This is a genomic window from Pseudonocardia yunnanensis (genome assembly GCF_039534065.1).
GTDB classification, from domain to species: domain Bacteria; phylum Actinomycetota; class Actinomycetes; order Mycobacteriales; family Pseudonocardiaceae; genus Pseudonocardia; species Pseudonocardia yunnanensis.
Genome location: NZ_BAAAUS010000019.1, coordinates 146,201 through 164,631, shown reverse-complemented (window position 1 = coordinate 164,631; position 18,431 = coordinate 146,201). Strand labels below are relative to the sequence as shown.

Here is an 18,431-nt window from a genome sequence, read left to right as displayed (position 1 = left end):
TGGCCCCCGTGAAGACCCTCCTATGACCATCCCGTCAAGGTAGCACTGCCGGTACCAGCACGATGACGCGAAAGCCGCGAGCGGAATGTGAACAATGGTCGGTCTACTGCTTGATCCACACCCCCTCGAACCAGGTGCCCGCTGTCATGTAGCGGTAGACGCCGTTGACCGCGGCTCGGGTGATGTTGGACGAGTAGTTCCGGCTGTACCACCCGACGGCGAGGTCGCGGGCGGACAACAGCTCCACCTGCTGGTAGTCCTTCGTGCGCTGCGCCTCGTCGGTCGTGAGCATCGCGTCGTCGAGCAGCTGGTCCACCTCGGGGTTCGAGTACTTGCCGTAGTTCCCGCTGCCGCCGCTGCGCAGGAGGTTGGCGACCGCCGGGTAAGGCGTGTCGATCGAACCGAGATAGGTCGTGAGCTGGAAGTCGCCGCTCTGCATGACGGCCGAGGAGAACTGCGCGAGGTCGTACAGCTGGATGTCCACCTTGACGCCTATCGCCGCCATCTGCGCCTGGACGAACTCCGCGAACGAGGTGCGGCTGTTGGAGGTCTTGAAGGTGAAGTCGGGATTCCCCCCGTCGGCCCGGTAGGCCTCGACGAGCTGCTTGGCCTTCTCCAGGTCGTACGCCGGCCAGGCATCCGAGGCAGCCTGCGTGTGGTACGGGCTACTGGCGTCGAAAAGACTGTCCGCAGCGATCATCTGGTTGCCGTACTGACTCGCCGAGAGCGCCTTCAGATCGATGGCTCGGATGATGGCCTCGCGCATGCGACGGTCGTCGAACGGCGCCCTGACGTGGTTGAACTGAAGACGCTCCCCGCCGGAACCCGGCCCGTAGTACACCTTGAGGTTCGGATCCGCGAGTGCGCGGCTCAGCTCCTGGTAGTAGCCGCCGTAGATGAAGTCCACATCGCCGTTCTTCATCGACGCGAACCTGGTCTCCGTGTCGGGAAGCGGCCGGAACTCGATGCCGTCGAGATACGGCATCCCCTCCTGCCAGTAGTTCTCGTTGCGGGTGAACGTGATGCGGGAGTCCCTGACCCAGTCGACGAGTGTGAACGGGCCGACGCCGACCGGATGGGTGCCGATGGCGTCGCCGTACTTCTGCAGGGCCGTCGGCGACACGATCATCCCGAGCGTTCCGGAGGAGTAGCTCAGTGCGAAGACCGTCGGGAACTCGCCCATCGGCTCTCCGAGGACGAACTCCACCGTCAGTGGATCGACCACCCGCATCGAACTGATCCGCTCGGCGAACCGGTGCGCGGGCGACGCGACGGTGTCGATGTGCCGCTGCACGTTGAGCACCACGGCGTTCGCGTCGAGATCGGTGCCGTCCTGGAACTTCACCCCGGGACGCAGCCCCATCCGCCAGGTGAGGCCGTTGTCGGGGCTCTCCATGGACTTCGCCACGAAGGGCTCGGTCCTGCCGTCCGGCGTCAGCCTCATCAACGAGTCGTAGACCACGGACGCGGCCTGGTTGGCGTTCTGGACCACGGGGTCGAAGCTGACCGCATCGCGGTCCATCCCGACCCGCAGCGTCCCGCCGCGCTGCGGTTCGCCTTCGGCCGCACGGTCACCACCGTAGGGACTCACCGCTCTGAGGGTCTGGACAGCGGCAGCGTTGCCCTGGGCCTGCACCGCGCCGCAGGAGGCCGTCAGCGCGGCCAGGCCGATGGCCGTCACGAACGCGACCAGCGCGCGCCGATAGCGTCGTGGAATTCGAATCACTGCGTGCTCCTCCGGATCGACGCCCGCCCTGACCGGCATTTCTCGCGACAAGTCGGTCCTCGCCGGCGCCGGCCTCGAACGTCGTCGTGGCCGGCGCCGGTGCGGGCGGTGTTCTGCAGTTCAGACCGGATTCGCTCAGCGATCCAGCCACGTCGTTGCGTAGAACATGTCGCGCGAGACGTATCGGACGACACCCTTGACGTCCGGTTTCGCGATCGTCGACAGGTATCCACGGCTGTACCAACCCACGATCAGGTCCTGGTTGGCCAGCAGTTCGATCTGTTGGTAGAGCCGCGTTCGCTCTGCCTTGTCGCTGGTGCTCAGCGCCTGGTTCAGCAGCTTGTCCATCTCGGGGTTGGAATAGCGGCCGTAGTTGCCGGGGCCGTCGGTACTGAACAGTCGCATCGTCGACGGATACGGCGACTCCCAGGGACCGCCCACCCAGCTGGTCAACTGGAAGTCGTTGCTCTGGACGACCGCCGAGGAGAACTGGGCCAGGTCGTAGAACTTCAGATCGACGGTGATGCCGATCGCGGCCATCTGCGCCTGGATGAACTCGCCGAACGCAACCCGGTTGGGAGCGTTCGACGTCTTGAAGGTGAAGTTCGGGTTGCCGCCCGACGCGCGGTACTCCTCGACGAGCGCCTTCGCCTTCTCCAGGTCGAATGCCGGCCACGCGTCCGAGGCGGCCTGGCTGTGATACTCGCTGCTCTCACCGAACACGCTCTTCGCCGGTTGCAGCTGGTTGTCGTACTGGCTCACGCTCAGCGCATTCACATTGATCGCCCGAATGATCGCCTCACGCATCCGGCGGTCGTCGAACGGAGCCCTGGCGAAGTTGAAGTACACCCACTCGGCCCCGTTGGCCGAACCGTAGTAGGTCGTGAGATTCGGGTCGGCCATTCCCCGCGAGAGCTCGGTGATGTAGCCACCGAAGATCAGGTCGACGTCACCGTTCACGATCGACGCCCAGCGCGACTCGGTGTCCGGCAGCGGGCGGAACTCCATCCCGTCGAGGTACGGCATGCCCTGCTGCCAGTAGTTCGGGTTGCGCGCCATCACCAGCCTGCTGTCGCGCACCCAGCTGACGAACGTGAAGGGACCGGCCCCGACCGGGTTGTTGCCGATCTGGTCCCCGTACTTCTCCAGCGCTGCGGGCGAGACCACGAACGCGAGGCTGCCGGTTCCGAACGGCTGCGCGAACCCGCTGGCGAAATCGCCCGTCGGCTCGGTGAGGTCGAACTCCACCGTCGTGGCGTCGACCGCCCGCATGGACTTGATCCGCTCGGTGAGCTGGTGGCCGGGCGAGGACACCTTGTCGATGTGGCGCTGCGTGTTGATGATCACCGCGTTAGCGTCGAACGGGGTGCCGTCGGAGAAGGTGACGCCCGGGGTGAGCGTCATCTTCCAGGTCAATCCGTTGTCGGACGACTCCATCGACTTGGCGAGGTAGGGCTCGATCGTGCCTTCGGGACCGAGCTTCAGGAGGTAGTCGTAGATGGCGGACGCCGCCTGGTTCGCGTTCTGGACGGTCGGATCGAAACTGACGATCTCCCGGTCCATTCCCAGAAGTAGGGTGCCGCCCCTCTTCGGAGTGCCCTCCGTGGCCGGATCACCACCGTACGGGTTGATCGTCCGGACCGAGGAACCCGTGGTCGGCGGCGCGCTTTCCGCCGCGCCGCAAGAAACCATCAGTGCGCCGACCATGACCGTCGCGAGAACCGCGACGATTCTCGAGGTGAAATTCTGCAACCGCATCGTACTCAACTCCCCATTGAGTTCGAGCGACTGGTCGCCGTGCCGTCCGTTCCGGGAATTCGGAAGGAACAAGCAGGCACGGCGACAGCCGCCCGGGACCGCGGCGCGGACCTGCCCGCAGCCCGAGAAGCGGGTGCGTGCAGGCCCTGCCCGGCCGAGTGATCATCGGTGGACGCAGCGCGTCCGTGCATTGCAGATAGCTGCCGGGACCCGCACTGGTCCCGACGTGACGAATGCGATCAGGAACCCGCGACGGGTTGGCGGTCGGCTGCCCAATCGGTGTCCATCTCCTGCACCAGTGGGTCGTCGTTGGTGCCGAGAACCCGCCAGTCCTCGCCCGGCTCGAGGATCTTCTCCGCCGAACGGACCTCGCGGTAGTCGTGCTCGTCGGAGGTGGCAGGCGCTTCGCCGCCCGCCTGCACGTCCTTGGCTGCCGCGATCAGCAGCCGGCGCATCCGGATGATCGCCCTGTCCGAGGTGCCCAGGCGCTCCTGGGTGCGGTCGTAGATCGGACCCATCGACTCGGTCACCATCAGGTCCTGGCTGGCGAACTCGGCGACGCCGGAGTAGGTGAGGGTGCGCTGTTCGTCGCGGTCGATGCCGTAGTCGTTCTCGGCGGTGTACTCACGCGGGACGATGCCGTTGCCGTTGACCTCCGCGCGGGCCAGCTTGAACGGGGCCACCGCGAACAGGTTCGCCCCGCCCACACCCCGGGAGTTGTCGATCACGCGGGTGGTGAAGCTGTAGCGCCAGCAGTTCTCGTCGTCGATCGGCACGAACATGCCCAGCCGGACACCGAACGGAACGGTCGCGACGGCGGTGTTGTACGGGTAGCAGAACGCGGTCATCCGGACGTGGGTGAACCCGTTGGGGGTGGTGCGGATCCCGGCGTACTTGAAGCCGTACCAGGTGTCCTCGACCTCCAGGCGCGGCGCGCGGTCGTGGCGCCAGAACTTCCAGGACATCGCATTGGACGGGTAGCCGGGCTTGTCGCTGCCGTCGTCGGGAATCTGCTCGACACCGTCGAACTGGTGCAGCCAGGAGACGTGCGAGGTGTCGAGGTTGCCCTCCATCGCCTGCACCCAGTTGCACGTCGTGTGCATCTTCGAGGCGGCGACGTGCTCCGGCGCGAGTGCCTCGGTGCCGAAATCCCGGAACGGAGTGATCTTGTCCGGTGGGCCCATGTAGGTCCACACGATCCCGCCCGACTCGTGCGTCGGGTAGGACTTGAGCGTCACCTTGTCCTTGAACACGCTGGTCGGCGGCTCACTGGGCATGTCGACGCACGCGCCGTCGGCGTCGAACTTCCACCCGTGGTACGGGCAGCGCAGCCCGCACTCCTCGTTGCGTCCGAAGTAGAGCGACGCGCCACGGTGCGGGCAGTTCTCCCCCACCAGGCCGAGGCGGCCGTTGGTGTCGCGGAACGCCACGAGGTTCTCGCCCAGCAGCCGGACCCGCACCGGGTCACCGTCGGGCGTGGGCGCCTCGTTGACCAGGAGCGCCGGCGTCCAGTAACGGCGCAGCAGCTCGCCCATCGGGGTTCCGGGCCCCACCCTGGTCAACAGCTCATTGTCCTCGGTTGACAGCATTGTCCTCCTCTTTCCGGCTTCTCAGGCCGCTCGATCGACCGGCAGCAACCAGGTTGCCGGTCTCGATTTAGCTCGTCGCAGCCGTCGGGGGAGAATGCCGACACAGCACCAACGAACCGGCCCCGGTCGTTGCTCATCCCCCGGCATCACGAATCAGTCACCCCGACATCGTCGTGTTTCGGTCCCGCCCCATGCCGACCAGGCAATACGCACCCGGGACCCTCGCGGTCGACCCCTCTCGCCGCGAGACCCATTCGTGCGCCGCCCAGGCCACCCGAATGTGTGATCAGAACCATAACTCTCGGACGCCCGGAGTGGCAACCAGATTGTTAACAATCTCGTCACCGAGATGATCAACTGGCGAGTCCGGCGGACGGGGAGCGACCGGACGCCGGGGGCCGCCGCAAGCCCCGGTCAGACCCCGCGGCGGCGTACGGCGAGCAGCGCCGCAGCCGTGGTCGACGCGGTCGAACCGCTCAGCGGGTGGCTGGCCGCGGGGCCTGACGCGGCTGCGAGGCCAGAAACGACAGAGCTGGTCGGCGGCGCCTGCTCACCGGGAAGCCGGCCTGGCCTCCGCTCGTGATCGGCAGGTCGGACCCGGCAACCGTGCTGGGCGTGGGCGTGTGGCCCTTGAGCACCGCCGGGAGCCGACCGGCGCCGCCTCGGTGGGCGGCTGGCTCAGTGACCATCATGATCGGCATCCGGGGACCCACAACCGGGCCACACACGGCCGTGCGACCCCAAATGATGATCAACGCTGACGGCAAGGCGGTACCCGCCGCCGGACGGCCTCCGTGCCGTCCATGATCGACAGCTTGGGACCGGCAACCGGGCCGGGCGCGGTTGTGAGGCCCCAATCGTTGATCACCGCCAGGACCGGGAGGGGCCGCCCTTGCCTCGGTGGGTAGCGGGCCCGGTGCCAGATCATGATCGTCATACGGGGACCCACAACCGGGCCACACACGGCTGTGTGGACCCAAATGACGATCACCGCGGACACCCAGCCGACGCTCGCCGGGGTACGGCCCCCGTGCAATCCATGATCGGCGAGTCCGGCCGGGCGACCGTGCTGGGCGCAGGTGTGTGGCCCCAAACGTTGATCATCGTCAGAGGTCGGCACCGCGGGCGATCAGCTGACCTGCACGACCCGGGACCGGTTCCCGTCGATCGTCACCACGGCCGCGGGGACCGGTCAGATAACCGGTGTCTGCGCGAGGGCGGGAGCCTCGGGCTGCGCCGCTGCCGCCTTGCGGAAGTGGGGAATGACCTCACTGGCGAAGATCTCGGTGTTTCGCCGGGTGAGCTCGGGGGACATGTCGCCGATGGCCAGCAGGACCATCATCTGGCCGAATCCGAGCTCCTCGCGGAACTCCTCGATGCGGTTGCGAACGGACTCGGGTCCACCCACGATGACGAGCCCCTGCTCCACGAGATCCTCGAAGCTCGTGTCGCCGTAGGAGCCCGTGCGCGACCTCAGCAGGCCGCGAAGGGCCTGCGGGGACATGTACCCCGGCGGGAAGACCAGCGGGCTGCTCTGCCGGAGTCCTCGTTTGAACAACCATTCGACGTGCTGCTTCGCCTCGCGATGAGCAGAGGCGTCGGTCTCGCCCACGAACACCGGGATGGCCAGGGCGATGTTCTCCGGGTCGGGCTCGTAGCCGAGGTCGGCCGCCGCCTTGCGGTAGCCGTCGAACCACGTCTTGACCACGCTGGTCGGGGCGTAGACCGAGACGTACATGTACCGGTTCTCGGCGACCCAGCGCATCGTCTCCGGGCTACCCGCTCCCGGAACCGCGATCGGCGGGTGCGGGGACTGCAGGGGTCGCGGCCACACGTTCACATAGCGGTACTCGTAGTGCTCGCCGATCCACTCGAAGGGGCCTTCCGTGGTCCACGCCTTCTTGATCAGGTCGTGGGCCTCGTTGAACCGGGACCGGGACTCGGCCGGGCTGACGCTGTGCGCGAAGTGCTCCCAGCCGATACCTCGAACGAACCCGGACACCAGCCGGCCGTTGGTGAGGTGGTCGAGCATCGCGATCTCCTCGGCCACCCGCAGCGGGTTTCCCCGGATCGGGAGCGCATTGCCGAGCACCAAGATCCTCGACCGGCTGGTTCTGCGCGAAAGGGCCGCGGCCATGATGTTCGGGGAGGGCATCATGCCGTAGGCGGACTGGTGGTGCTCATTCACCACAACGCCGTCGTAGCCGAGTTGGTCGGCGTACTCCAACTCGTCGAGGTAACGGTGGTAGAGCTCCACGCCCTTCGCCGGATCGAAGTGCCCGTTGGAGAACGTCAGCGACGGCGACGGGTACTTCGCAACATCGTCGAAGTCGTCCGGCAGATAGGGATAGGGCATGAGATGGAAGAAGTTGAATTTCATGTCACAATCCTTGAAATAGATTATTCAGTCAACAATGAAGGTGGTCACGGCCGCGGCGATCTCTGCCGGCCGTTCACCGTGGAGCGCGTGCCCACAGTCGGGGACGACGACGAGTTCGGCGTCGGGGATCGCAGCCGCGTAGCGCTCGCAGTGCAGGCGCGGAACGATCCGGTCCTCCGCGGCGGCGACGATCCGGGTCGGTGCGCTCACTCGCTTCAGGCGGCGCTCCAGCTTCGGATTGTTGAGAAACGGCCTCCACGCGAACCGGGCGAGCGCGCCCAGGTCGCGGTAGCTCTGCATGACCTGCTCGACCGTCGGCTCGGCCCCGAGAGCGGCGGCGACGAGCACCGGATCATGGAAGAGCGCCGGGACGAGTTGCTCAGGCGTCATGATGAACAGATCGGCGACCGGCGCTTGCGGAATGCGCAGACCAACAGGTCCCAGGAGCACGAGTCGACGGACGCGCTCGGGCGAGTGCACGGCGAGCTCTGCTGCGAGCCACCCTCCGAAGGACGCACCGACCAGGTCAACCTGGTCGAGGTCGAGGTGATCGAGCAGGTCGAGGTAGTGGTAGACGAGGTCGTCGACCGTCGTGAGCTCGGCGAGATCATCCGATGCTCCGAACCCGGGGTGATCCGGCGCGATGACGTCCGCGCTTTCGCTGAGGAGTTGGTGGAAGGGCGACCACTCCCCCGTCCCGCCTGCGGCGTGCAGGAACAGGGTCGGCCGGCCCTCGCCTGCTCGGAAGAGACTGATCGAGCCGCTGCCCATCGGCACGCGTTGGGCCGCGACCGCGGCGGGCTGGAGGGCTCTGGACATGCATCCTCCCGGTGGGGATGAACTGTGTGCCCACGCCGCCACGGCGGAGGCTCCCGCCGTGCTGGTCGTCGGTTCCCGGCACTTCGAGGCTATGGAGGCCGCGTGGTCGTCGGCGATCCCATTCCCGCGCGAGTTGTAGCCAGTTCCTGCACCGAGCGCCTACCGACCCCTTGACTTCACCCCACCCGCAAGCCATGCTGGGAATATAGCGGACAATCGTCCGCCAGGCGGTTCCATAGCGCAGTTCCGGAGTCGATGATGACAACGGCGCAATTCCCCGACGAAACCGACTATCAAATCGGCAGTGCCCAGGGTTTCTGCTCCTCGAACCCGGGCGAGGTTGAAATTCGCACCGAAGAACTGCTTCGGTGCGATCACCAGATGACCGTGCTCGCCGGGCAGGCGCCCTTTCGCGCCCGCGTGGCGTATTCGGCTCTGGACGGCTTCAGTCTGATGGCCACGAGCTACGGCCCGCCGATCGAGATCGTCTGTGTTCCGCCGATCCCATGGGTGACCATCAGCTTCCACTCCGGCGGCGAGTCGGTCTTCACCCACAGCAACGGTCACAGCACCCGGGTAGGCGGCTCGCGCGCCGCGATCCTCACCTACGAGCACGGCGTGCGGATGCGCAGGCCCGCCGGCGTCCGCGCCCTGATGGTTGCGGTGCCGAAGGCGCGAGTGGAGCGATACCTCGAGCGGATCCTGCAGCGCCCGCTGGACGAGCCGCTGCGATTCGAGTCCACCGTGGACCTCGACGGAGACGGGCGGGGCATCGCCGGCGCCGTCGCAACCGCCCGGCGGGTACTCGCGAGGTACGCACCCGACGTGCCGCCGCCGATCGTAGCCGCTGAGCTCGAACACAGCATCCTGTCGGCGCTGCTGTTCGGACAGCAGCACAACTACATGGACGCGATGCTGAGCCCGTCGCCGCTGCCGTCGTCGCGGACCGTCGAACGGGTTCTCGAACTGGTCCACTCAACATGGGAGACGCCGCTCACGGTGGCCGACCTGGCCGATGTGGCGGGGGTGAGCGAACGCTCGCTGTACACGGCGTTCCAGCAGCAGCTCGGCGCCTCACCGATGGCCTATGTCCGACGCCACCGGCTGGAGCGCGCGCATGACGAGCTGCTCGGTGCGGCACCGAACGGGCGGACGACCGTCACCGGAGTCGCACTGCGCAATGGATTCACTCACGCGGGTCGATTCGCGGCCGCCTACCGACGACGGTTCGGGGAGTCGCCGTCCGAGACGCTTCGACGCTGACCTGTCGCACATTGTTCGTCCCGACGCGCCGGACGCCTGTCCGATAACCGGACGGCTGTGCACTCGAACTCGACGAGGAGTTGCGATGTTGCGGTTGCCATCGGCTCTCCGGTGGTGTGGTGCCCTGCTGGCCGCGGCCGCACTCGTGCTCACCGCGTGCGGCGCGCCGCCGACGGCCGAGACCACCCACCCCACCATCAGATCCACCAATCCCTACGGCGGTGACCCGGCCACCGAGGGCACGCCGAAGAGGGGAGGCACCGCCCTCATCGGCATGGACCGCGAAGCGGTCAGCTTCGACACGACGGTCCAAAACACCAACTCCGCCGCGTTCGCGGTCTACGACACCCTGCTGAAGGTCAACCCGCAAGGCGTCGCCGAGCCGTACATGGCCGAGTCCATGGACACCCCGGACGGCGGTCTGACGTGGAGACTCGGGCTGCGCGAGGGCGTCATGTTCACCGACGGCACCCCGCTCGACGCCGAGGCCGTGCGCATCAACATCCAACGCCACATCGACAAGGTCACCTCGCCCGCGCACGCACTGGCCATCCGCATCGCGGCGATGCGTGTCGTCGACCCGCTCACCCTGGAGATCACGCTCACAGAACCCTTCGGGGTGTTCCCGCTGATGTTCGCCCAGCCCATCAGCACCGGGTCCCTCGGTGTGATCATCTCTCCCGCCGCGTTGCAGAAGTACGGGGCGGACATCGGCGCCCACCCCGTCGGCGCGGGACCGTTCAGGTTCGTCGAGTGGATCCGCGACTCGCGCATCGTGCTGGAGCGCAACCCGAACTACTGGCAGAAGGGCCTGCCGTATCTCGACAAGCTCGAGTTCCGGCCGCTGTCGGACACCGAGAGCCGTTACGCCTCCATCCAGAACGGCGACGTCGACATCATTTACGGCGCGTTCAACGAGGAGCTCGTGCGCGCCGTGCAGGACGAGAACCTGAGCGTCTACTACGGCGAGCAGAACGGGGGCGAGCTCCTGTACTTCAACTTCAACCGCCCGCCGTTCGACGACAGGCGCATGCGGGAGGCCGTGGTCCGCGCGATCGATCTCAAAGCGCTCTCCGCGGTCCACTACAGCAACCAGATCGTGCCGGCCGACAGCCTGTTCACCGCGGACAGCCCGTACCACGACGACGCGGCGTCGACGCTGTGGCCGACGCACGACCCCGCGCGGGCGAAACAGCTCGTCGACGAGTACCGGGCGTCCGGGGGCAACCCCGACTTCGTCCTCAAGACGGTCAACACCTGGCTCGACTTCGCCGCGTTCATCCAGGCACAGATGGCCGCAGTCGGGATCACCGTGAAGGTCGAGGTCTACGACCTGGCGCAGTACGCCTCGCAGGTGGTACAGAGCGGCGACTTCGATCTGTCGACCACGGTCGGGTCGTTCGACAACCCGTACCCGGGCGCGGTGCGGCTGCTCAGCTCCACCGGCAACCAGAACTACGGCAAGTACAACAACCCGAAGGTCGACGAGCTGCTCGACCAGGCCGCCGGCACCGTCGACGAGACGCAGCGGCAAGCCGACTACCGCGAGGTCGAGAAGATCGTCAACGAGGACCTGGTGTTCTGCTGGCTCAGCCGCGGCTTCGTCTCGACGATCACCCGCAACGACGTGAAGGGCGTCGTCCGCTACCTGTTCCGCGACATGTACTTCGCCACGCTGTGGCTCGACCGGTGACCGCGGTCGGCCCGGGCGGGCGCCGACACGGGAGTTCGACGATGACCCACACACTTGTGCCCGCCACGGATGCGGGCGGCCGGACCGCCGCGCTGATGGCCGCCGTCCGCCTGCAGCGTCCGGCCTTCGAGGCAGCGGCCCTGCCCGCCGAGCAGGAGCGCACGCTCCCCGCGGACATCGTCGCGATGATGCGCGATCTCGGCCTGTTCTGGCTCAAGACCCCTACCGAGCTCGGGGGGAGCGAGCTCGACCCGATCTCGTTCTGCGACGTCCTGGAGGAGATCGCCTACTACGACGCCTCGGCGGGCTGGGCGGCGATGATCGGCAACGGCACCACCGGCTGCATCGCCGCCTGGCTGGCCGACGAGGGGATCGCCGAGATCTTCACCGACGACCCGCTGCCGATCATGGCGGGCCAGTTCACGCCGCGCGGGTCGGCGACAGCGGACGGCGACGGCTTCCGGGTGTCCGGTCGCTGGAGCTTCTCGAGCGGCATCCTCCACTCGTCGTGGCTGGTCGGTGGCTGCCGCATCGACGGCACCGACGAACTCGTGCTCGCCGTGGTGCCCAAGAGCGAGGCCACGGTGCACGACACCTGGCACGTCGCCGGCCTGCAGGGCACGGGGAGCCACGACTTCTCGCTCGCCGACGTCCACGTCCCGGCGGCGCGCATCTGCCGCTGGTTCGGAGCCGCGCCGATGCGGGGCGGGTTGCTCTTCCGGCAGCCGCAGCTGCTCTTCCTCGCCAACGAGCTGAGTCCCGTCGCCGTCGGCATCGCCCGCCGGGCCGTCGACGACATGTACGAGATGGCCGCCGGCACCGCGCGTGGGCCCGGCGGATCGGCACTCGCCGAGCGACTCGCGTTCCAGAAGGACATCAGCGTGGCGGAGAGCCGGGTCCGCGCGATGCAGCTGCTCTACCGCGACGCCGTCGCGCAGGCCTGGGACATCGCCCGCACCGGCGCCGACGCCCCGCACGTGCTGGTCTCTCGGCTGCGGGCCCAGCACACGCTGATCGTCGAGGAATGCCTCGATGTGGTCTCGCGGATCTTCCGGTACGGGGGCGGGCGCGCGCTCTCGCTGAAGAACCCGATGCAGCGCCACCTGCGCAACCTGACCGCAGCGATGCAGCACGTCTACATCTCCGACGAGAACTACGAGGTCGCCGGCCGGGCCCGGATCGCCGAAATCGCGGCGGAGCGCTCGTGAGCACGGCGAGCTGCGACACCAGCACCGTCCCGTTCGGCGACGACCACGGGGACCTGGACTTCTCCCCCATGTTCACGCCGGTCACCGTCCGCGGAATGACATTGGCCAACCGCTTCGTCCTGCCCGCGATGCAACGCAAGTGGTGCGAGAACGGCGAGCCGATGCCCCAGCTCATCGAGTACTACCGGCGCCGGGTCCTCGGCGGCAGCGCACTCGTGATCACCGAGGCCTGCGCCGTCGACCACCCGACGGCCACCCAGGTGCCGCACTACGGGTGGATCTCCGAGGCCACCCGCGATGCCTGGGCCGACGGCGTGCGGCGGGTCCGCTCGGCGGGTGGGCACATGTTCGTCCAGCTCTTCCACGAGGGCGCGTGCCGCTCCGAGGGCGGGAACGGGCCCCTCTCCGCGTACCCGACGCTCAGCCCGTCCGGGCTCGAGCACCCGGACGTGCCGAGGGGGCGCGCCGCGACGGGCCGGGAGCTGGAGGAGATCAAGGACGCGTTCGTGCGCGGCGCCCGCATCACGAAGGAGATCGGCGCGTCCGGCGTCGAGGTGCACGCCTGCCACGGCTACCTGCTCGACCAGTTCCTCTGGGCCGGCACCAACCAGCGCACCGACGGATACGGCGGGCCCGACATCCGCGACCGCGTGCGGTTCCCCGCCGAGATCGTCGCGGCGATCCGCGACGCCGTCGGGCCCGACTTCCCGATCTCATTGCGGTTCTCGCAATGGAAGGAGATCGACTACGGCGCGCGCATCGCCGAGACGCCCGGTGAGCTGGAGTTGATGCTGGGCATCCTGCGCGACGCGGGCGTGGACATGTTCCATGCCTCGGCCCGCCGGTTCTGGATCCCGGAATGGCCCGGCTCCGACCTCGGCATCGCGGGCTGGACGAAGAAGCTCACCGACGCCGTGGTGGTCGGGGTCGGCAGCGTCGGCTACGACCTCGACGTCATGGAGAGCCTGCGCACGCAGAAGGAGGCGAGCTCCACCGGACGGGCCGGGCTCGCCGAACTGCTGCGCCGCTTCACGGCGGGCGAGTTCGACCTCATGTCCGTCGGACGCGGGCAGATCGCCGATGCCGAGTGGGTGCACAAGGTCCGCGAGGGACGGTTCTCGGACATCCGGCCGTTCGTCCGTGCCGACGTCCGGTCGCAGGCCGAGCCCTGACCAGCTCTCCGGCAGCCCGTTGACGCAACTCTTCAGTTGCTATAGTGTCGCAACTGTTCGGTTGCTACTCACTGGAGGTTGCCATGGGTTTTCCTGATCGCATCGAGCGGACCGTGGAGGTCGCGCACCCGCCGGCCACGGTGTGGGCCGCGCTCACCACGGCCGAGGGGCTGGGCACCTGGTTCGGCAACGAGGCGACGATCGACCTGCGTCCGGGTGGATCGGCCCGGATGTCGTTCACCGGCGGCCACACCGCCGACATGCGGGTCGAACGGGTCGAGGAGCCGACGGTGTTCGGCTTCACCTGGCACATCTTCGGTCTGCCCGATGAGGATCCGCGTCGGACCTACGTCGAGTTCACGCTCGAACCGGCCGGCGCGGGCACGCGGCTGACCGTGGTCGAATCCGGGTTCGCCCAGTTGCCGGAAGACACCCACCGCAAGGCCTTCGACGGCAACACCCAGGGCTGGGCGAGCGAGCTGGGCGACCTCGTCGACTACCTCGATGCCGCCTGACGTCGAGGCGATCGCCGAGCAGGTCTTCATCGCCCTGGCCGACCCGAGCCGGCGCGCCATCCTGGCCGCGCTGGCTTCGGGGGGTCCGGCGACCGCCACTGACCTGGCGGATCGCCTGCCGATCACACGGCAGGCGATCGCCAAGCATCTGGCGCTGCTGACCGAGGTCGGCCTGGTGACGGCCGAACCGGGCGAGCGGCGCCGGGTGCGCTACCGGCTGCGCTCCGCGCCGATGCAAGTGGCGCAGCAGTTCCTTGCCGCGCTGGCCCGCGACTGGGACGGCCCGCTCGGTGCGCTGAAGGACCACCTCGACCGGTCCGCGCCCGGGCCCGCCACCACCTCATTCGACGAAAGCCGAGGTCATCGTGAGTGACCATGCGTTCATGGCGGTACAAAACGGTAATACCGGTCAGCGCACGAGCGCGGCCCTGGACTGAAAGGTGGACTCGCCATGAAGACACCCCCGATCGTCACGCCGCGGGAGTGGGAGGCAGCGCGCCAGCAGCTGCTCGTGAAGGAGAAGGAGGTCACCCGCGCCCGCGACGCACTGGCCGCGGAGCGCCGGCGGATGCCATGGCTGGCGGTGGAGAAGAACTACGAGTTCGTCGGGCCCGAGGGCACGGCGAGCCTGCTCGACCTGTTCGAGGGCCGTCGCCAGCTGATCGTCTACCGCGCATTCCTCGAGCCCGACGTGTACGGCTGGCCCGACCACGCGTGCCGCGGTTGTTCCATCGTGGCCGATCAGGTCGCTCACGTCGCCCACCTGAACGCCCGTGACACCACCCTCGCCTTCGTCTCGCGCGCGCCACAGCCGGACATCGCGCGTGTGAAGGCGCGGATGGGCTGGTCGATGCCCTGGTACACGATGACCGACGAGTTCGACGCCGACTTCGGTGTGGACCAATGGCACGGCACGAATGCGTTCATCCGCGACGGCGACAGCGTGTTCCGCACCTACTTCATCAACAACCGTGGCGACGAGGCCATGGGCGGAACCTGGAGTTACCTCGACATCACCGCACTCGGACGCCAGGAGGAGTGGGAGGACTCACCCGAGGGCTACCCCCAGACGCCGCCGTACGAGTGGTGGAACTGGCACGACGACTACGGCGATGCCGCGCTGTCGCAGGAATGGCTGGCCAAGGTCGCCGCGGCCGGCGCCACCACCGGCCGGCCCCCGGAAGACCGAGGACCGGCCGGCTGCTGCTGATCGTGTGGAGCTACGAGGGCATCAGGGCGTCGTCGACTTCCAGGTGCCCGCCCAGAAGAGCTCGCTGGACAGATAGCGCGAGACACCCTTCACGTCCGGCTGTGCGATCGCGGCCTTCGCGGCACGGGAGAGCCACAACACCGGCAGGTCGGTGTTGATGAGCTCCTGCACCTTCTGGTAGGCGGCGACCTGCACCGCCGGATCGGTTGAGCTCTTGGCCTCGTCGAGCGCGGCGTCGACCTGCGGGTTGGAGTACTTGCCGTAGTTGTTGATGCCGCCGGTGTAGAACTGGTTGAACATGAACGGGAACGGGTTCTCGTAGGGCCCGCTGATCCAGGTCGCGGTGCCGAACTGGGTGCCCTGGACGACCGGCCCGATGAACGTCGAGATGTCGTCGAACTGCAGGGTGACGTTCACCCCGATCGCCGCCCACTGCGCCTGCAGGAACTGGGCCATCTGATGGTCGTCCGGCGAGTTGCCGGTGTTGAAGGTGAAGTCCGGGTTCCCACCCGACGCCTTGTAGTCGGCGATCAGCTGTTTAGCCTTCTCGACGTCGAACTTCGGGTAGCTGTCGGCCGCCTTCTGGCTGTAGTACTGGTCGCCCTCGGCGAAGGCCGTGGACGCGAGCTGGCCGGCGTTGTCGTACTGGGTGGCGTTGAGCGCCTTCGGGTCGATCGCCCTGATGAGGGCTTCCCGGACGTTGCGGTCGTCGAGCGGCGCCTTGGTCAGGTTGAAGTAGAGGAACTGACCGTCGCCGCCGGCGCCGTAGTACGTCACGAGATCCTTGTTCGCCGACGACCGTGAGACCTCGCTGAAGAAGCCACCGATGTCGAGGTCGATGTCCCCGTTGACCACCGACACGTAACGGCTGTCGGTGTCGGGCAGCGGCCGGAACTCGATCCCGTCGAGATAGGGCTTGCCCTTGTCCCAGTAGTTGTCGAACCGCTTCACCGTGATCTTGTTGTTCGGGATCCAATCCACGAAGGAGAACGGACCGGCGCCGACGGGATGGCGCCCGTAGTCGTCGCCCCACTTCTGCACGGCGGCAGGCGATGCGATCGTGCCGAGGTTCCCCGAGGAGAACGGCAGCGCGAACGAGACGGGGAAGGAGCCGGTCGGGCGCTTCAGCGTGAACGTGACCGTCAGGTTGTCGGTGGCGGTCATCGTGTCGATGGGTTCGGTGTAGAGGTGCCCGAGGGCGGTCGGGATGTCCCGCTGCCTCGCGACATTGAAGATCACCGCATCGGCGTCGAGCGGTGTGCCGTCCTGGAACGTCACCCCCGGTCGGAGCTTCAGCACCCATGTGGTGCCCTCGTCCGGCGTGGTCATCGACTCGGCCAGCAGAGGCTGTGGCACACCCTTGCTGTCCATCTTGAGGAGCGAGTCGTAGATCGCCGACGCCATGAGGTTGGACCCGATCGTCGGGTCGAAGGACCTCGCCTCGGTGTACATCCCGACGATCAGCGTGCCGCCCCGCTGTGGCGTGCCCTCCGTGGCCGGATCTCCGCCGAACGGCTTCGACGTGTCGAGCCCGGCCGCGCTGGTCACCTGGGTACCGAGATCGGACCCGCACGCCGTGGCGACCAGCGCCAGCACGAGCAGGACGCCCAGGACCGCCAGGCTCCGGCGAGGCCTCGTCCGCACACTCCGATGTGTGTTCATCGACCCACTTCACCCTACGTAATTCGCCCACCGGCTTTGGTGGACGAATCATCGATACATGGAAATTCAGGACAAAGGGCTCTCACAGTGCCGAGTCCATTACCAGCCGCCGGATAGACGTCATGGCCCCTGCACCCGCGCTGATGCCGCGGACGGCCCAGCCAAGCACGACGTGCGACCCCAAGCTGGCCACCACGTGCACCGGAACTTGTCATTGCGTGCAGTGCCGGCGTGATCGTTTCCGGGCTGATATGTGAGGCAAGCCTAACCTCCGCTAAGGTCCTCCTGATCACGCCATAACCGGAGGAATCGCCGTGAGAGGGACAGCACCGTGAACTCGAGAGTCCTGCGAGCCGCCGCGGCCGTGCTGGCGCTGGTCGCGCTGACAGCCGCCTGCGGAGGCGCCCCGGCTCAACCCGCCGCACCGAGCGCGCCGGCCGCGCCCGGCGGGTCCGCCACCGACTCGTTCCCCGTCACCGTGACCGGAAAGATGGGCACAGCGGTGATCCCCGCCGCGCCGCAGAGGGTCGTCACCGTCGGCCTGCGCGACCAGGACTTCGCCCTTGCGCTCGGCGTCCAGCCCGTCGGGGTCGCCGAGTGGTACCCCGAGGTCGCCGGCGGGATCGGGCCGTGGGCGAAGGAAGCGGTGGGCACCTCGGCACCGAAGGTCGTCGCCTCGATCGACTCGGTGAACATCGAGGCGGTCGCCGCGTTGCAGCCGGACCTGATCCTGTCCATCTACGCCGCCTCCGACCCATCGGTGTACGACAAGCTGTCGAAGATCGCGCCGACCGTCACCGCGCCCGTGGACACCGAGGACTACGCCCTGTCCTGGGAGCAACAGCTCACCCAGACGGGCGCCGCGCTGGGGCAGTCGGCCAAGGCCGCCGCGCTGGCGACGGACCTCAACGGCAAGATCGCGGCGGCCAAGGCCGCGCACCCGGAGTTCTCCGGCCAGAGCGTCATCTACGGCGGCCTCGGCGGCGAGCCGGGCGCGTACACCTCCACCGATCAGCGCGGCCGATTCATGACGTCGCTCGGGTTCACGATCCCCGCGGCGATCGACGGCCTCGCCACACCGGAGGAGGCGTACTTCGTCGGGATCAGCAAGGAGAACTATCGGATGTTCGACACCGACGTCGCGGTGATCGTCGGGAGCACGGCCGACCCGGCGGAGGCGGTAGCGGCCGAACCGCTCTACGGCGACCTCGCCAACGTGAAGGAGGGGCGGGCGGTCTTCCTCAACGAGCTGAACGGCGTCTGGGCCGCCGCGCTCGCCTACGACAGCCCGCTGAGCCTGCCCTACACCCTGGACAACTTCGTGCCCGCGCTCGCCGCAGCCGCGGACAAGAACCCGGCCACCGTCGTTCCCACGGAGCCGCTGCTCACCGCTGCCGGCTGACACGTCGTCAGCGACCTGACGAGGAGAGCCCGAC

Annotated in this window: 14 protein-coding genes; 8 read left to right on the top strand and 6 right to left on the bottom strand. The window is 67.7% G+C overall.

The window, feature by feature from the left end:
- Nucleotides 1-103 precede the first annotated feature (103 nt).
- From ABD743_RS18705 to ABD743_RS18685, 5 genes are all read right to left on the bottom strand, one after another.
- Entirely contained in the window at nt 104-1,726 is a 1,623-nt protein-coding gene (locus tag ABD743_RS18705; protein ID WP_344723380.1) for an ABC transporter substrate-binding protein, read from the bottom strand.
- A gap of 135 nt (nt 1,727-1,861) precedes the next feature.
- On the bottom strand, nt 1,862-3,484 hold the full coding sequence (locus tag ABD743_RS18700) for an ABC transporter substrate-binding protein (RefSeq protein WP_344723379.1): 1,623 nt from the start codon (nt 3,482-3,484) through the stop codon (nt 1,862-1,864).
- Nucleotides 3,485-3,723: 239 nt separating this feature from the next.
- Entirely contained in the window at nt 3,724-5,073 is a 1,350-nt protein-coding gene (locus tag ABD743_RS18695; RefSeq protein WP_344723378.1) for a Rieske 2Fe-2S domain-containing protein, read from the bottom strand.
- 1,192 nt (nt 5,074-6,265) lie between these two features.
- A complete protein-coding gene (locus tag ABD743_RS18690; RefSeq protein WP_344723377.1) occupies nt 6,266-7,453 on the bottom strand; it encodes an LLM class flavin-dependent oxidoreductase in 1,188 nt (395 codons plus the stop codon).
- Nucleotides 7,454-7,477: 24 nt separating this feature from the next.
- A complete protein-coding gene (locus ABD743_RS18685; protein WP_344723376.1) occupies nt 7,478-8,272 on the bottom strand; it encodes an alpha/beta fold hydrolase in 795 nt (264 codons plus the stop codon).
- Between the two features lie 381 nt (nt 8,273-8,653).
- On the opposite strand from ABD743_RS18685, the gene ABD743_RS18680 reads away from it, so the two are divergent.
- From ABD743_RS18680 to ABD743_RS18650, 7 genes are all read left to right on the top strand, one after another.
- Nucleotides 8,654-9,535, top strand: coding sequence for an AraC family transcriptional regulator (locus ABD743_RS18680; RefSeq protein ID WP_344723375.1), 882 nt, complete (start codon nt 8,654-8,656; stop codon nt 9,533-9,535).
- Nucleotides 9,536-9,620: 85 nt separating this feature from the next.
- The gene (locus ABD743_RS18675; RefSeq protein WP_344723374.1) at nt 9,621-11,228 is read left to right on the top strand and encodes an ABC transporter substrate-binding protein; all 1,608 of its coding nucleotides are present in this window, start codon (nt 9,621-9,623) and stop codon (nt 11,226-11,228) included.
- Nucleotides 11,229-11,269: 41 nt separating this feature from the next.
- On the top strand, nt 11,270-12,436 hold the full coding sequence (locus ABD743_RS18670) for an acyl-CoA dehydrogenase family protein (protein ID WP_344723373.1): 1,167 nt from the start codon (nt 11,270-11,272) through the stop codon (nt 12,434-12,436).
- Nucleotides 12,433-13,608 (top strand): oxidoreductase, encoded by a 1,176-nt coding sequence (locus ABD743_RS18665; protein ID WP_344723372.1) that lies wholly within the window; start codon nt 12,433-12,435, stop codon nt 13,606-13,608. The genes ABD743_RS18670 and ABD743_RS18665 overlap by 4 nt, the downstream gene beginning before the upstream one ends.
- 83 nt (nt 13,609-13,691) lie before the next feature.
- Nucleotides 13,692-14,123 (top strand): SRPBCC domain-containing protein, encoded by a 432-nt coding sequence (locus tag ABD743_RS18660; protein WP_344723371.1) that lies wholly within the window; start codon nt 13,692-13,694, stop codon nt 14,121-14,123.
- Nucleotides 14,113-14,496 carry an ArsR/SmtB family transcription factor gene (locus ABD743_RS18655; protein WP_344723370.1) on the top strand — a complete coding sequence of 128 codons (384 nt, stop codon included), beginning with the start codon at nt 14,113-14,115 and terminating at the stop codon, nt 14,494-14,496. The genes ABD743_RS18660 and ABD743_RS18655 overlap by 11 nt, the downstream gene beginning before the upstream one ends.
- Nucleotides 14,497-14,574: 78 nt before the next feature.
- Nucleotides 14,575-15,333, top strand: a complete 759-nt coding sequence (locus tag ABD743_RS18650; protein ID WP_344723369.1) for a DUF899 domain-containing protein — start codon at nt 14,575-14,577, stop codon at nt 15,331-15,333.
- A gap of 21 nt (nt 15,334-15,354) precedes the next feature.
- On the opposite strand, the gene ABD743_RS18645 is transcribed toward ABD743_RS18650, so the two are convergent.
- Nucleotides 15,355-16,977: an ABC transporter substrate-binding protein gene (locus ABD743_RS18645; RefSeq protein ID WP_344723368.1), complete on the bottom strand. Its 1,623-nt coding sequence runs from the start codon at nt 16,975-16,977 to the stop codon at nt 15,355-15,357.
- A 349-nt stretch (nt 16,978-17,326) separates the two neighbouring features.
- Here ABD743_RS18645 and ABD743_RS18640 point away from each other — a divergent pair, with 349 nt between their 5' ends.
- Entirely contained in the window at nt 17,327-18,397 is a 1,071-nt protein-coding gene (locus ABD743_RS18640) for an iron-siderophore ABC transporter substrate-binding protein (protein WP_344723367.1), read from the top strand.
- Nucleotides 18,398-18,431: the final 34 nt, after the last annotated feature.

Excerpts from the sequence above, each read along its gene's own strand:
- ABD743_RS18700 (WP_344723379.1), bottom strand. The coding sequence starts at position 3,484 with ATGCGGTTGCAGAATTTCACCTCGAGAATCGTCGCGGTTCTCGCGACG.
- ABD743_RS18695 (WP_344723378.1), bottom strand. The coding sequence starts at position 5,073 with ATGCTGTCAACCGAGGACAATGAGCTGTTGACCAGGGTGGGGCCCGGA.
- ABD743_RS18690 (WP_344723377.1), bottom strand. The coding sequence starts at position 7,453 with ATGAAATTCAACTTCTTCCATCTCATGCCCTATCCCTATCTGCCGGAC.
- ABD743_RS18685 (WP_344723376.1), bottom strand. The coding sequence starts at position 8,272 with ATGTCCAGAGCCCTCCAGCCCGCCGCGGTCGCGGCCCAACGCGTGCCG.
- ABD743_RS18680 (WP_344723375.1), top strand. The coding sequence starts at position 8,654 with ATGACCGTGCTCGCCGGGCAGGCGCCCTTTCGCGCCCGCGTGGCGTAT.
- ABD743_RS18675 (WP_344723374.1), top strand. The coding sequence starts at position 9,621 with ATGTTGCGGTTGCCATCGGCTCTCCGGTGGTGTGGTGCCCTGCTGGCC.
- ABD743_RS18670 (WP_344723373.1), top strand. The coding sequence starts at position 11,270 with ATGACCCACACACTTGTGCCCGCCACGGATGCGGGCGGCCGGACCGCC.
- ABD743_RS18660 (WP_344723371.1), top strand. The coding sequence starts at position 13,692 with ATGGGTTTTCCTGATCGCATCGAGCGGACCGTGGAGGTCGCGCACCCG.
- ABD743_RS18655 (WP_344723370.1), top strand. The coding sequence starts at position 14,113 with ATGCCGCCTGACGTCGAGGCGATCGCCGAGCAGGTCTTCATCGCCCTG.
- ABD743_RS18650 (WP_344723369.1), top strand. The coding sequence starts at position 14,575 with ATGAAGACACCCCCGATCGTCACGCCGCGGGAGTGGGAGGCAGCGCGC.